This window comes from Roseixanthobacter glucoisosaccharinicivorans (assembly GCF_043195095.2).
GTDB lineage: Bacteria > Pseudomonadota > Alphaproteobacteria > Rhizobiales > Xanthobacteraceae > NCEH01.
Window position 1 is genome coordinate 44,390 of the sequence record NZ_JBAFWN020000002.1, and the last position, 13,638, is coordinate 58,027.

A 13,638-nucleotide genomic window follows, 5' to 3' on the forward strand; every position below is an offset into this window, starting at 1 on the left:
AACCTCGCGGCCCTTACGATCGACCCCCTACGGCTCGCCCGATCCCGTCCAGGCACGCCTGCATCGCTTCGAGTGTCGTGGCTTCCGGCATGGTTTCGAACCGATAGCGTGGCAGGCTCACGCTGATGCAGCCGAGCGCCTGGCCGCCTCGTCCGTGAAGGGACATGCCATAGCAGCAGATATCGAGTTCGTTTTCCTGCAGGTCGAGTGAGTAGCCGCGCGCCCGGGTTGCCCCGATATCGTCCCGCAAACGGTCTACAGCGATGATGCTGTGAGGGGTCCGCGCGATCAGCGCGGCGCGATCCAAAAGCAGACCAACCTCCTCGTCCGGGAGGGTGGCCAGCCACGCCTTGCCGACCGAGGTCGAATGCAGTGACACGCGAGTGCCGATGCGAGAGGCCATTCGGACGGTGCGTCGGCTCTCCAGCTTGTCGATGTAGACCATCTCTCCTCGGTCGTGCACCGCTAGGTGCACGGTCTCGTCGAGGCTGTCCCGGAGACGCACGAGGTGCTCCTGCGCGGCCTGGCGCAAAAGCGACCCGTCCCAGGACTGAAAGGCCAGCGTGAGCAGGCGCGGACCGAGGCACAGACGGCCGTCGTCCCCTTCGGACAACATGCCCTCCGTCACGAGTGCGGCCGCGATACGGTGCACCGTCGGTCGTGGCAACTCCGTGATCTGGCAGAGGCGACCGACCGTCATTTCGCCCGGCCGGTCAGCCACCGCTTGGAGCACCCGCATGAACTTCGCGAAGGCCGCTGTTCCCGGTACGTCGGGTCGAGAGCCGTTCTGGTCCGGTTTTTGGGACAGCATCCAGGGCTCCTAGGCAATAAGATACCCACCATCAACGGGCAGGATCACCCCCGTCATGAAGCTCGCCGCTGGACTGACGAGGAAGCCAACCGCCTGAGCCACGTCGTGCGGCGTGCCCCAGCGGCCAAGCGGAGTCCGGGACAGGATCGGCTGCGCACGCAGCGGGTCGTCCTGAAGAGCTTGGGTCAACGGCGTCGCAATCCAGCCCGGAGCGACGGCATTGACCCGAATACCGTCCGGTGCGTAGGCGAGCGCCAGAGACTTGGTTAACTGAGCGATGCCGCCCTTGCTCGCGCTATAGGCCGGGACCAGGCTACCGCCGAAGAAGGACAGCATCGACGCCAGATTGACGATGCACCCTCCGCTTGACGCAAGCTTCGCGCGGGCAGCCGTGGAAACGCGCATCGTGCCGGTCAGATTGACGGCGAGCACCTGCTCGAAGACGTCAAGCTGGTGCTCATCGGCGCGCCGAATGATACCGGCGCAGTTCACGACGATGTCGATCCGCTCGCAAGCCTCGACCAAGTCCCGAACTCCGGCCTCATTCGTCACGTCCAGTTCCCGGGCCATGATGTCTATTCCGGCTGGCGCTCGGTAGGCTGCTGCGCCCAGCCCGGCAGCCAGAACCCTGGCACCCAACCCGCCCAACACCTCGGCGATGCCGGCGCCAATCCCCGTCGTTCCTCCGGTTACCAGGGCTGTCTTCCCAGCGAGGAGGTTCGGTTGAAAAGTCATGCCAGGCGCTCCGTCAGGGAAAGGGTGTTGGGCGATTCCAGGGGCTTGCGCACGAGGAGCAAGTAAGCGGCCGCGGCCGCGACTGCGACCACCGCGGAGGCGAGCAGGGCGTTTACGTAAGAGCCCGTGCCCTCGACGATGTAACCGGTGATCACAGGCGCGAAGGAGCCGGCGAAGTAGCCGCCAAAATTCTGAATGCTGCCCAGGGATGCAACCTGCCGCTTCGGCACGATCACGCTCACCAGCGTCCATGCCGCCGCACTGGCAAGATTGATGAAGAACATCGCAAGGCAGATGTAGACCACCGCCAGCGTGACGCTCGGGGTGTAAGCCGCCGGGACCGTGAAGGCGGCGCCGCCGAGTAGGCCGATGCAGACCGGCCATTTACGGCTGTTGACGATGCTCAGGCCGCGAGCGAGCAGCCGATCGGCGACCTGCCCGGCCGAAAGCATGCCCAAGGTGCCGAAGATGTAGGGAACAGCCACGACCCAGCCGGTCCGCGCCACGCTCAAGCCGCGCTCGTGCTCAAGGTAGGACGGCAACCAAGTCAAGTAGAGCCAGACCATGTAGATGACGCCCATGAACCCAAGGATCATGCCCCAGGTGGTGCCGTGGGCGAACAAGCCGCGCCACTCGGCCAGGGTCATGCTCCGCGCCACCGGCTCCGCTGTGCCACCCTCGTCGAGATGGGCGATCTCCTCGGGCAGCAGAGCGACCTCGTTGCGGTTGCGGTAGAGGAGGTACCAACCGACAGCGACAATAATGCCCGCCACCCCCGTCAGCATGAACATCCAGCGCCAGCCGAAGAGCAGCATCAGCGCGGTCAGCAAGGGTGGAGCGATACATGGACCAATGCAGGACGACGCCACGAAGATGCCGGTTGGCGTGCCCCGCTCGCGGACGTTGAACCACTCGCTCACCGTCTTAGCGCCAGCCGGGAATTGGGGCGCCTCGCCCAAGCCAAGCACCGCACGCACCACAAGGAACTGCTGGAAGGAACCGACGAAGCCAGAGACCAATTGAGCGAGCGACCAGAAGAACATTCCGGCGCCGAGCATGATGCGCGAGCCCAGCCTGTCCAACAGGGCCCCGATTGGAAGCTGTGAGAAGGCGTACGCCAGCGAAAACGCCGACAGAAGCCAGCCCATCTGGGCAGGCGTGAGGCTCATCTCGTCTCGGATTGCCGTGTTGGCGATGGACAGCGCAGACCGATCAACATAGTTGATAATACCGGCGGCGGTCAGAAAGGCCACTGCGATCCATTGAATGCTGCGGAGCCGCGCCGTTTTGCCGGTCTGCATGCTCGTTCCTCCCTTGTGACTAGTGTTTGCTTGATGGGGTCAATAAGTGGCGCGCCCGCCGGATAGATCGAACACGGATCCGGTATTGAAGGTGCAGCTCTCGGAACAGAGGAACAGCACGAGCTCGGCCACCTCATCCGGTTCTCCGAGGCGGCCCATGGGGCTCTTGTCGACCATCGTCTGCACATGCGCCGGGCTCATCTGCTCAAGCAGGGCGGTGCGTACGGCAGCCGGTGCGATAGCGTTGACCAGGACGCCGGTTCTCGCGAGTTCCTTCCCGAGCGATTTGGTCAATGCGAGCACCCCGGCCTTCGCCGCGCTGTAAGCGCTTGCGTTCGGCGTGCCCTCTTTGCCCGCCAGGGAAGCGAGGTTGACGATGCGGCCCCAGCCCCGCTCGACCAGGATCGGCGCCACGGTTTGGGACACCAGGAAAGTGCCCGTCAGGTTCACGTCCAGGATGCGGCGCCACTCGTCGAGGGGGTACTGGAGGACTGGGGTCGTGAGCCCCGCATAACCGGCGTTGTTCACGAGGATGTCGACCCGACCATGTTGGCGCAGGGTGCTGGTGAGGGCCGACGAGACGGAGTCCGCATTGGTGACATCAACCGCGATGCCGTTTCCGCCGTCCGCCAGCGGGTCGCGGTCCCAAATCACTGGAACTGCCCCGCAACGGCCAAGCGCCTTGGCGATGGCGGCGCCGATCCCGCGTGCGCCACCCGTCACGACGGCAACACGACCCGCGAGATCGAAGCGAGCTGACTCGGCCATCAGCGGATGAACTGGTCGACGTAATCTGCGCCGAGGCCGATCTCACCGAAATGCTTGCGGCACATGTCGATCTTCGTGAAGACGTCCTCGTATCCGGTGTGACGTCCCCACGGGTCAACGTAGTACATGCATCCGTTGACCTGGAAATGCGTGATCATCTCCTCCACGCCCTCGTCCACGACCAGCGTGTGGGTTTCACCCGGGGGCTCGAAGGCATAGGAGCCCTCGGTCGCGATCCAGTCATGCTCCAGATAGCGCCAGCTTCCCTTGAGCACGAAGGCGTGGACAGGGGCCGGGTGGCGATGTCGGCTGAGAATGCCCGACTTCCGCACTTTCAGAAGGTTCATCCAGTAGCCTGACGACACGTTCAGGCAGAGAGGCCGAAACCACACGTTCTCGGCCTGCGGCACCCAGATGCGCTCGTCGACCGGAACCGCCGGGGCGACCACCAGGTCGGGCAAGCATTCCCGAGGTTGGGCGAACTGGTAGGGCATGCGCTTGAGCGTGGCAGCATCCAATCCTTCTGCCGGGTCCGCTTTTAGCTGTGTGTCGCTCATGCGCCGCCTCCTGTCCATAATATGGACGATGTGTCCATGTCTGGATGATATGAGCGGAGTTGTTTGGCTGTCAAATGGGCGCAGGGCACGCCGGGCCTGCCAGCTGCACACCTCCAAAAACCTCGCGTGTTCGAGCCGAGCGTGATTCAATCGGGCTCGGCAGTTCGGAGGCTGGAGCTTGCACGGGCAGCCAGGGTTCTTCGACGTTGACGAGACGATGCCGGATCTCTGATGGTGCCGACGAGCCCCAGCATGCCGCGATGCAGCCGGTGCTTCGGCTAGAGGCCGCCTTAGATGAAGCCGATCGAGAACCAGGGTACGAAGGTGAGAACTAGCAGCCCCACGAAGAGCGCGCCGAGATAGATCCAGATCCGCCGCATACCCGACTCGGGCGAAACCTGCCCGATGATGCAGGCCGCATAGTAGCAGAGGCCAAATGGTGGCGCGAAGATGCCAATACCCATCGCGAGGATCACGATCATGCTGTAGTGCACTTCGTGGATGCCGAACTGCTTTGCGATCGGGAAAAGAAGGGGCCCGAACAGAACGATGGCCGGGATGCCTTCGAGGAGGCTGCCTAGCACTGCGAAGGCGATGAGCGAGACGAGCAGGAAGCCGGCTTGGCCGCCCGGAACTGCTGCCATCGCGTGTGCGAGGCTGTGCGAGAACCCGGATTGGGTGAGGGCCCAAGCCATGGCGCTTGCAGCGCCCACGATGAACAGGATGGCGCCCGAGAGCGAAGCCGTACGGGCCAACATTGGTATTGCTGCGCGCCAGCTAAGGCCGCCGCGGTACACCGCGAGGCCGAGAAGAAGCGAATACGCGATCCCGATGGTGGAAACCTCCGTTGCGGTGGCGAAGCCCTCGACGACGGCGGTACGGATGAGAAACGGAAGCAGCAAGGCCGGGAGGGCCACGACGAGGCTCTTCATCACCACAGACAAAGGGGCACGGGTTACCTTGACACGGTCATCATCCTTGCCGGCGCGATAACGCGCTACCAGCGCGAGTACGAGCGCCAACACGATCGCGGGCAGGATCCCTGCCGTGAACAGAGCCGCAATGGAGACGCCCGTCACCGATGCGATCGCAATCAGCACGATCGAGGGCGGGATCGTCTCGCTCATCGCGCCAGAGGCCGCGAGGAGGGACAGCAACTCGCCGTCTTGCATGCCGCGGCGACGCATCTCGGGAAAAAGCACCGGGGCGACCGCGGCCATGTCCGCGGTCTTCGAGCCAGAGATGCCAGACACCAGAAGCATCGCGCCCAGCAGCACGTACGACATCCCAGCCCTCACATGGCCTAGCAGGGACGCCAGGAACTCCACCATCACGCGAGCCATGCCGGTCACGTCAACGAGTTGACCAAGAAGGACGAAGAGCGGGATAGCAAGCAACATGAGGCTGCTCATGCCCTCGTCGATACGGCCGACGACGATTGTAAGCGGAGTTGATGTGACGGTCAGAAGGTATGCAGAGGTGGCGAGAGCGAACGAAAAGGCGATCGGAACGCCCGCGGTTACTGCAACCCCCAGCAGACCAACAAAAAAGACGAGAAGTGCCCAATTGCCCAAGCCGGCGAGCAGGGGAGAAGCTATCGAGAGCGCGACGGCCAACACTCCGAGGACGCCTGCGACACTCGCGAGATCAGCGAGACTATGTCGCGCCAGCCGGAGCGTGCAGCTAAGGAGCGCCAGTCCGAATCCAACCGGAACTGCCAGGGCCCTTACCGTTCCCGACCAGCCCAGAGCGGGCGTCTCTACGAAGGATTGGTCATCCGTGTAGTCGTAAGCCGGATGAAGCATCAGGATGACGAAGACGAAAACCGCACCGACCGCGAGCGTCTCGCACCAGGCTTGCGCGCGCGGGGACATGGACCCAACCACGAAGGTTAGGCGCATGTGCTCCCCGCGCTGGATTGCCACTACAGACCCGAGCATTGCAAGCCACAGAAAGAGCAGGGACGCGAGCTCGTCCGACCAGATGATCGGATGTCCGAGGGATCGAGCGCAAATCCCGGCAAACAGGATTACGACTTCCGCGATCACAAGTAGGGCGGCGGGCACCTCCACCAGACGGCGTAGCCAATGTTCGCCGACGCGAACCCAAACCGAATGGTGAGCCAACTCCGAGCGGGCTGCCTCGTGGGTGCCATCCACGGCGTTCATGCTAGGGGACCCGTCACTTCTTCCAGCGCCTTCCACGCTTCGGGGCCGAACTTGCCTTTCCACTCCTTGTAGAAGCCGGCCTGCGTCAAGGCCTTTCGGAAAGCGTCCTTATCGGCACTTTCAAAGGTCAGGCCCTTCGCCGTGAGTTGCGCCTTGAGAGTTCCGTTCAGCTTCGCAACGTCGTCTCGCTGTTCCATCGAGGCTTGGTCGAACTCTCGTCGAACGATCGCCTGGAGATCGCTCGGCAGCCGACTAAAGGCGCGCCGGTTTGCTACGAGCCAGAAGGGATCCCAGATGTGGTTCGTCTCCGAGACGTATTTCTGGACTTCGTAAAGCTTCCCAGCCTCAATCGCGACTAGCCCGTTCTCCTGGCCGTCGACGAGGTGCGTCTGAAGCGCCGTGTAAAGCTCGCTGAAATTGATCGATGTCGGATTCCCGCCAAGTGACGAGAAGAGAGAGGTGAAGATTGGCGAGACTGGTACCCGGATCCGATATCCCTTTAGATCGTCGGGTGTTTTGATCGGCTTCGATGCCGACGTGATCTGGCGAAAGCTGTTATCGGAGGCCTTGGCAGCGACAATAAGGCCTGCCTTCTCGATCTGTGCGCGAACGTAGACACCAACAGGGCCGTCGACTCCGCGCCAAGCCTGGTCGTAATCGGAGAAGGCGAAGCCAACATTCGTTATGGCGGCTCCGGCCGCCACAGTGGAGATGACCGAACCAGCGATGTTTAGGAATTCGATTCCGCCGGATCGTACTTGGGTGATGAGGTCCGTGTCGGTGCCAAGCTGGCTTGCCGGGAAGAATTTCAGTTCGATGCGACCATTCGAGCCCTGCTCAATCCGCTTGCATGCCTGCTCCAGGCGCGCATTGATCGGCTGGGTCAGTGATTGCCCCGTCGCGACCTTGAAGCTGAACTCGGCTGCCATAGCAGGCTTGGTGCTGATCGCCGCGAGCGAGATGCCGGCTGCGGCGCCGGTGTCAACGGCGGCGCAAAAGTCGACCACGGCGGCGGAGCAAAACCAGGCCAGTTGGTGAGGATGTGCGCCATGGCGCGCGCGCTTCCCACATAGCTGGCGCGTGCCATGGCGCGCTGGCCCGTCAGGGCCAGTAGTTGTAAGATGCCTGGATCTTGATCAGCGCCGCTTGCGGGCAGTGCTGTTGGCGAGGCGGTAACTTTCGCCGTTCATCTCGAGGATGCTGACGTGGTGGGTCAATCGGTCGAGCAGTGCGCCGGTCAGGCGCTCCGAGCCGAATGTCTCGGTCCATTCATCGAAGGGCAGATTGCTTGTGATGAGGGTCGATCCGCGCTCATAGCGCTGCGAGATCAGTTCGAACAGCAACTCGGCACCCGTTTTCGACAGGGGCACGAAGCCGAGCTCGTCGATGATGAGAAGCTTGTAACCGGCCATCTGCTTCTGGAAGCGCAGCAGGCGGCGCTCATCGCGGGCCTCCATCATCTCGCTGACCAGCGCTGCGGCGGTGGTGAAGCCAACCGAGAGGCCCTTCTGACAAGCGGCCCGCCCGATGCCGAGGGCGACATGGGTCTTGCCGGTGCCGGACGGGCCGAGGGCAATGACATTCTCGCGCCGTTCGATCCATTCGCACCGGGCCAGTTCCAGCACCTGCATCTTGTTCAGCTTCGGAATGGCCGCAAAGTCGAAGCTGTCCAGGCTTTTGACGGCCGGGAACTTCGCGGCCTTGATGCGCCGCTCGACCATTCGCCTTTCCCGGTCGATCAGTTCGAGTTCGACAAGCCGTGCCAGGTATCGGACATGGTCCAGCCCTTCCGCCGCGCATTGGCGGGCCAGCTTTTGATGTTCGCGCAGGAAGGTCGGCAGCTTCAGCGCTTTGAGGTGATGGGCGAGCAGGATTTCCGGGGCATCACTCATGCCGCATCATCCGACAGCAGCCGCATGTAAGACCCGGCCTTGGTCTTCTCGACCATCGCCTTCGGCAGGTAGGGATAGCAGTCGAGGTCCAGTCGCGGCGGACGACGCTCCACCCGGCACAGGAGAAGATGCTTCACCGCATCGAAGCTGAGCGCCCCCATCCGAAGAGCCTGGAGCACTGCCGCCCGCACGTCCGCCAGATCGAAGGCCTCCAACAGCCGCAGGACCTGAACATATTCGCGCCGACCCTGTCGGTTCATCCGCACCTCCATCAGGCGGCGCAAGGTGGCGAACTCCTCCGGCAGGTCCCAGCCCTGTAACGGGGCGGCTTGATCCAACGCATTGATCTTCTGCTCGATCAGCGGGAGGTAATGGATCGGGTTGAAGACCAGTTCGTCGCGATCCCAGCATCGGGGATGGCGGGCGATCACCTCGCCCCGGCAGCCAATCACCACCTCATGGATATAGCCCCGGATCCAGACATCCTGGTGGCCGTATGCAACCGGCACCGAGTAGTCGTTGGTCTTGTAGCGCACCAGAGATTGCGACGAGACCCGGCCGTTGTCCTGATCGCAGGCATCGAACGGCGCCGCCGGGAGGGCGCGCATCGCAGCAAGGTCACGCTGCAATCTCTCACCGATCGTCTCGCTTTCGCCGCGCAGGACTGCGCGCTGACGCTTGCGGCACTGCTCCTCCAGCCACAGATTGAACGCGTCCCAAGTGGCGAACTCCGGTAGCGGCACCATGAAGTTGCGCCGAGAGTAGCCCACCAGGCCTTCGACATTCCCCTTGTCGTTGCCCTTGCCCGGCCGGCCATAGCGATCCCGGATCAGGTAGTGCGACAGGAACCCGCTGAACAGCGAGGCACGCTTTCTGGTTCCATCCGGCAGGATCTTCGCCACCAGGCACCGGTCGTTGTCGTAGAGCACAGACTGGGGAACCGCACCGAAGAACGCGAAGGCATGGATATGGCCATCCACCCAGGCCTCGGCCACCGCTGCAGGATAACCCCGGACGTAACAGCCATCGCTGTGCGGGAGGTCCAGCACGAAGAAGTGTGCCTTCTGCTCGACCCCGCCGATCCGGACCAGGGCTTCGCCGAAGTCGGCCTGAGCGTGGCCCGGCGGATGCGACAGCGGCACGAACACCTCCTGGCCACGTCGCTCACGTTCCCGGATGTAATCCTTGATGATCGTATAGCCGCCGGTGAAGCCACACTCATCGCGAAGCCGGTCGAACACCCGCTTCGCCGTATGCCGCTGCTTGCGTGGCATGATCCGGTCAGCCTCCAACCACCCCTCGATGATCGGGATAAACGGATCGAGCTTCGGGCGGCGGACTTCGACCGTTCGACGGTAGCCGGGCGGAACCGAAAACGACATCATCTTCCGAACCGTGTCCCGCGACACATTAAACACCCGTGCCGCTTCCCGCTGGCTCATGCCCTCCGCACAAGCCTGACGAACTCTCAGATATAGCTCCACGCTGTAAATCCCCACGCCCTCCCTGCTGCCGCAGAAAGGGAAAACTGGACGACTTTTAAGCCGCCCGCAGCCGCATCATGCCGCCGCTACCGTGGACGAATTTCGCACCGCCGTTCTCATGGCCCATGCTGAACAGAAACAGGAGCAGCGCGCCCTCGGCCCAGGCGCCCAGCGCCGCAGCCCCGCCGGCCGCGACCAGCATGAGCGTGTCGATCTCGAAGCGCTTCAGGCGCAGATTGTCGATCGCCTCGCGCAGCGTGAAGTAGCCGCCGCATCCATAGGCGGCGACATACAGGGCGAGCGGCAGCCAGTCCGGACGACCAACGATCAGCTTGTCGATCGCAAAGCCGACCGCAAGGAACAGGCCGCAGGCGAGCGCAAAGACAATCTCCGTGTTTGCGCCAAAGATGCCACCGTGCTCATGAGCGTGGCCCTCCTCGTGGTCGTCGTGCTCTCCTGGTCCGTGATCATGTCCGGCGTGGTCGGGCTCAGGCGGGTTCCTCTCAAGGGTTGCCCGAATGGCCGCCTCATCGGCCTGCTCCCGATCGTACTCAATGCGCGCCAGGCCTCCCGCGCTCACATCGGCTTCAAGGACACCGGGAATTGAGAGCAGGCGGTCGCCGAGCGTGCGCGCACGCCGTTGGTGGACCGGGCCACCAAGATCGAGGACCGCATGGCCATATCGCGCGCTGATCTGAGCCCCGGTGCCGGTTGCGAGCTCCCTTATCCTGGCCAGTGACAGGAGGTCGGAGTCATAATGGATACAGAGTTGTGGCGACTGATCGCCGATCGCCGGCAAGACATGCGCGTCATCGACGCCGTCGCGACCGCGAAGCCGTTCCAAAAGCCGCGAGACGCAGGCATCCGCCGCGTCCGGAATACCGGGCAGGATGACCGACAGGTCGAGCTTCATTTTGTCAGTCATCAACGTTTTCCTCAGTTCGATGCGCGTCCGATCAGCATTTCACAAAACATTGCGAAAGCGCCGTCGCAATAGAAGTGGTGTGGTGTCACTGCTCGTGAGCAGGGTCGCAACGCTGTCGCAGGCTCTAAACGCGTGGAAGCGACGATAAACAAACAGTGATTGCTAGGATACGGGGCGCATTATTCTAGAAGATCTCGACACATCACAGCGTTGTCGAGGTCATATTAGGTGAAACCCAAAGCCCTATATGGGCAATTTTCACCGAATGGAGGGATGACCTCGGCCCGCCCCTTGCCCTCGATCCATCCGATTATGCGCGGGGAGCCTAGGCTGTGCGAAACCCCTGCCGTCTTAGGATTTCCGGGTCAGGCTTCCTCTTCGATGGCGATCTGCGCGATTTGGCGCGCCCCGCTGTTGAGGTGCGAAGCGATTAGATGGCCCACCGCCACCGCGCCGATGCAAAGGACGACGGACGCCACGACGTTTACTGCCGCTCGCATCATGCCGCCCGATCGCATGAGGTCGAGCGTCTGCAAGCTGAAGGAGGAGAATGTTGTGTAACCGCCGCAAAGGCCAATCATCACGAATAGGCGCAGGCTTTCGGAGAGTGGGTAGCGGCCGCTAGCCAGCGTCAGCGTGCCGAAAAACCCGATAACCAGCGAACCGCTGACGTTGATGAAGATGGTGCCCCAAGGCAGTTGGCTGCTGACGGGAAGCGCCAAAACCGACACGACATACCGCGCGAGCGTTCCGATAGCGCCGCCGATCATGATCAGAAGACAGTTTGTGAAAGACATGCTCGATCCTCTCTGAGGCGAGCAACTGGCTCGCCTTAGCGGCAGGATCCAGACGGACTCCTACCGCGGTTTCCGCGGTAGGAGTCATCAGCCCTCACGGGCGGTTTCGGGAGAACTCCATTCCCATCGAACTCAATCTGCCCGGAGATTTGGGCGAACACAAGTGCTGGGATGGCAAGAGGAGTTGAGCGCGCATGACTGCGCAACTCTCATCCCGATCGCCGGCGACGCGCAAGCAGCAGCCCTCAGCGGATCATGTATCCGGCCGAAGTTCGATGGCATTCTTCGCCAAGTCGAACATATGGTCCGCCGCGGGTCTCCATGGGTCCCGCAAAGCCAATGCCTGGTTGAGATCGACAAAGGGACGCATCCGCGCCTCATATCGATCGAAGGCGCACGCATAATCGCCAGAGGCATGGGCAAGCTCGGCAGCAAGAACAAGGGATACATCGACTACCCGGCGAGCGAAGTCGCCGCGATCGCGTGATCGAGGCGGTGGCGGATCGGCGCCACTGATGAGGCCGGCCGACCGCGATCATCGAGGGCCCGAAAGCGATCGCGATCGTCGGCTTGGCGATGCGTGCGGCACCAGCAGCACCAGCTTGAAGTCCTGACGTTCCGTTGGGCTGAAGCTGTGCTGATCGAAGCTGAGCCGCCCGCGCTTTGGATGATCGAAGGTGCGCATGCCGCCGATCCGATGCTGAACGTCCTGATCATTCCACAGCCGCGCAAAGAGCGGACTCTCCTCCCTGAGCCCGTCGATGAACTGCTTGACTCGGGGATCGCGAAAAGTGTGGCCAAAATCGGCGCGAAATTCCGCCAGAAGCCGGCGCGCGCGATCCTGCAATTGCGGAATCAGCGAGCGGGCTTTGTCCTCAATGAAGACGAAGCGCAGCAGGTTGCGCTGATGGTCACCATCGAGCCAGCCGCAGAACAGGCTGGCGGCGGCCTTGTTCCAGCAACAGGCGTTCCACAGGCGATCGAGACCATAGGCCGGATGCGCGAAGGTCTGGACCGCAGCGACCAGCGACGCCGGCGCCGCCTCGGCGAGACCGGCAGAATCATCGGGATCAAGCCGGTCGGCGAGCTCGAACAGATAGGCGCGCTCCGCCCGCGTCAGCGACAAGGCCTCGGCCAACCGCCCCAGCGTCTCGGGCGAGGCCTGTACCGGACGTCCCTGCTCGATCCAGGCGCACCAAGTGATGCTGATGCCTGCGAGAGCTGCAAGCTCCTCGCGCCGCAAGCCCGGTGTCCGGCGGCGGCCGGCCGCAACGGCAGGTCTGACGCGCTCACGATGGGCGCGTACGAAATCGCCGAGAAGGCGGCGTTGGTCGGATCCGAGCATGGCGGGAATGATAATAGGATAAAGCTCTATATTGTAACAGTTTTAAAGCGTTGGCATCCTGAGGGGCAATCGTCGCAGGAAACGTCCATGGCAAACCATCATGACAGCGTCGTCGAGGCCCAGTTCGGGCCACGCGCTAAGGCCTATGTCGAGAGCGCCGTGCATGCGCAGGGCGCAGACCTCGAGGCGCTCGAAGCCATTGTGGCCAAGCGTCGGTCGGACCATGCCCTCGATCTCGGCACGGGTGGCGGCCATGTCTCCTATCTGATGGCGCGCCACGCGGCGCGGGTCACCGCCGCGGACCTCTCGGGCGAGATGCTGGCGGCCGTGACGGCCACGTCGCGCGAGAAGGGGCTTTCCAACATCGAGACCGTCGAGGCGCCGGCTGAGCGCCTGCCCTTTCCGGATGCCACGTTCGACTTCCTGGCCTGCCGCTACTCGGCACATCACTGGCAGGATTTCGACGGCGGCCTGCGGCAGGCTCGCCGCGTGCTGAAGCCCGGCGCGCCGGGCGTCTTCATCGACGCCTGCTCGCCCGGGCCGGCGCTCTTCGATACCCATCTGCAGGCCGTCGAATTGCTGCGCGACACCTCGCATGTGCGCGACTACAGCGTGAGCGAATGGATGGCGGCGCTGCATCGCGTCGGTTTCGCCGTTACTTCGTCCCGAAGCTGGCAATTGCGGATGGACTTCCCGGTCTGGACGGCGCGGATGCGGACACCTGCCGACAACGTCAAGGCAATCCGGGCGCTTCAAGCGGCGGCATCCGCCGAGACGCGAGCGCATTTTGCGATCGAGCCGGACGGCTCGTTCCTGCTCGACATCACGCTGATCGAAGCCGCGGCAGCCTGACGA

Annotated in this window: 14 protein-coding genes and 1 riboswitch; of the genes, 2 read left to right on the top strand and 12 right to left on the bottom strand. The window is 63.1% G+C overall.

What is annotated here, in order from left to right; translation table 11 throughout:
- Nucleotides 1-13: 13 nt before the first annotated feature.
- The 11 genes from V5F78_RS23640 to crcB form a co-directional block, all read right to left on the bottom strand.
- Nucleotides 14-811 (bottom strand): IclR family transcriptional regulator, encoded by a 798-nt coding sequence (locus V5F78_RS23640; RefSeq protein WP_394016385.1) that lies wholly within the window; start codon nucleotides 809-811, stop codon nucleotides 14-16.
- 9 nt (nucleotides 812-820) lie between these two features.
- Complete coding sequence (locus tag V5F78_RS23645; RefSeq protein WP_394016386.1) at nucleotides 821-1,546, bottom strand: SDR family NAD(P)-dependent oxidoreductase; 726 nt, start codon at nucleotides 1,544-1,546, stop codon at nucleotides 821-823.
- Nucleotides 1,543-2,847 carry an MFS transporter gene (locus V5F78_RS23650; protein WP_394016387.1) on the bottom strand — a complete coding sequence of 435 codons (1,305 nt, stop codon included), beginning with the start codon at nucleotides 2,845-2,847 and terminating at the stop codon, nucleotides 1,543-1,545. The genes V5F78_RS23645 and V5F78_RS23650 overlap by 4 nt, the downstream gene beginning before the upstream one ends.
- Nucleotides 2,848-2,886: 39 nt before the next feature.
- A complete protein-coding gene (locus V5F78_RS23655; RefSeq protein WP_394016388.1) occupies nucleotides 2,887-3,615 on the bottom strand; it encodes an SDR family NAD(P)-dependent oxidoreductase in 729 nt (242 codons plus the stop codon).
- Nucleotides 3,615-4,172 carry a 2,4'-dihydroxyacetophenone dioxygenase family protein gene (locus V5F78_RS23660; RefSeq protein WP_394016389.1) on the bottom strand — a complete coding sequence of 186 codons (558 nt, stop codon included), beginning with the start codon at nucleotides 4,170-4,172 and terminating at the stop codon, nucleotides 3,615-3,617. The genes V5F78_RS23655 and V5F78_RS23660 overlap by 1 nt, the downstream gene beginning before the upstream one ends.
- A gap of 290 nt (nucleotides 4,173-4,462) precedes the next feature.
- Nucleotides 4,463-6,340 carry a TRAP transporter large permease gene (locus V5F78_RS23665; protein ID WP_394016390.1) on the bottom strand — a complete coding sequence of 626 codons (1,878 nt, stop codon included), beginning with the start codon at nucleotides 6,338-6,340 and terminating at the stop codon, nucleotides 4,463-4,465.
- Nucleotides 6,337-7,347 carry a DctP family TRAP transporter solute-binding subunit gene (locus V5F78_RS23670; protein WP_509274729.1) on the bottom strand — a complete coding sequence of 337 codons (1,011 nt, stop codon included), beginning with the start codon at nucleotides 7,345-7,347 and terminating at the stop codon, nucleotides 6,337-6,339. The genes V5F78_RS23665 and V5F78_RS23670 overlap by 4 nt, the downstream gene beginning before the upstream one ends.
- Before the next feature lie 129 nt (nucleotides 7,348-7,476).
- Complete coding sequence (gene istB / locus V5F78_RS23675; protein WP_394016433.1) at nucleotides 7,477-8,232, bottom strand: IS21-like element ISPve1 family helper ATPase IstB; 756 nt, start codon at nucleotides 8,230-8,232, stop codon at nucleotides 7,477-7,479.
- Complete coding sequence (istA, locus tag V5F78_RS23680) at nucleotides 8,229-9,716, bottom strand: IS21 family transposase (RefSeq protein ID WP_394046890.1); 1,488 nt, start codon at nucleotides 9,714-9,716, stop codon at nucleotides 8,229-8,231. Before istA ends, istB begins: the two co-directional genes overlap by 4 nt.
- Before the next feature lie 55 nt (nucleotides 9,717-9,771).
- On the bottom strand, nucleotides 9,772-10,641 hold the full coding sequence (locus V5F78_RS23685) for a hypothetical protein (protein ID WP_509276850.1): 870 nt from the start codon (nucleotides 10,639-10,641) through the stop codon (nucleotides 9,772-9,774).
- 365 nt (nucleotides 10,642-11,006) lie between these two features.
- Nucleotides 11,007-11,438 carry a fluoride efflux transporter CrcB gene (gene crcB, locus V5F78_RS23690; RefSeq protein ID WP_137901590.1) on the bottom strand — a complete coding sequence of 144 codons (432 nt, stop codon included), beginning with the start codon at nucleotides 11,436-11,438 and terminating at the stop codon, nucleotides 11,007-11,009.
- 71 nt (nucleotides 11,439-11,509) lie between these two features.
- Nucleotides 11,510-11,572, bottom strand: a riboswitch (Fluoride riboswitch).
- 50 nt (nucleotides 11,573-11,622) lie between these two features.
- On the opposite strand from crcB, the gene V5F78_RS23695 reads away from it, so the two are divergent.
- Nucleotides 11,623-11,925 carry a hypothetical protein gene (locus V5F78_RS23695; protein ID WP_137901591.1) on the top strand — a complete coding sequence of 101 codons (303 nt, stop codon included), beginning with the start codon at nucleotides 11,623-11,625 and terminating at the stop codon, nucleotides 11,923-11,925.
- A gap of 48 nt (nucleotides 11,926-11,973) precedes the next feature.
- Here the strand turns inward: V5F78_RS23695 and V5F78_RS23700 are convergent, their stop codons facing one another.
- The gene (locus V5F78_RS23700) at nucleotides 11,974-12,783 is read right to left on the bottom strand and encodes a helix-turn-helix transcriptional regulator (protein ID WP_394016012.1); all 810 of its coding nucleotides are present in this window, start codon (nucleotides 12,781-12,783) and stop codon (nucleotides 11,974-11,976) included.
- Nucleotides 12,784-12,870: 87 nt separating this feature from the next.
- Between V5F78_RS23700 and V5F78_RS23705 the strand changes: the two genes are divergently transcribed.
- The gene (locus tag V5F78_RS23705; protein WP_137901593.1) at nucleotides 12,871-13,635 is read left to right on the top strand and encodes a class I SAM-dependent methyltransferase; all 765 of its coding nucleotides are present in this window, start codon (nucleotides 12,871-12,873) and stop codon (nucleotides 13,633-13,635) included.
- The last annotated feature ends 3 nt before the right edge of the window (nucleotides 13,636-13,638 follow it).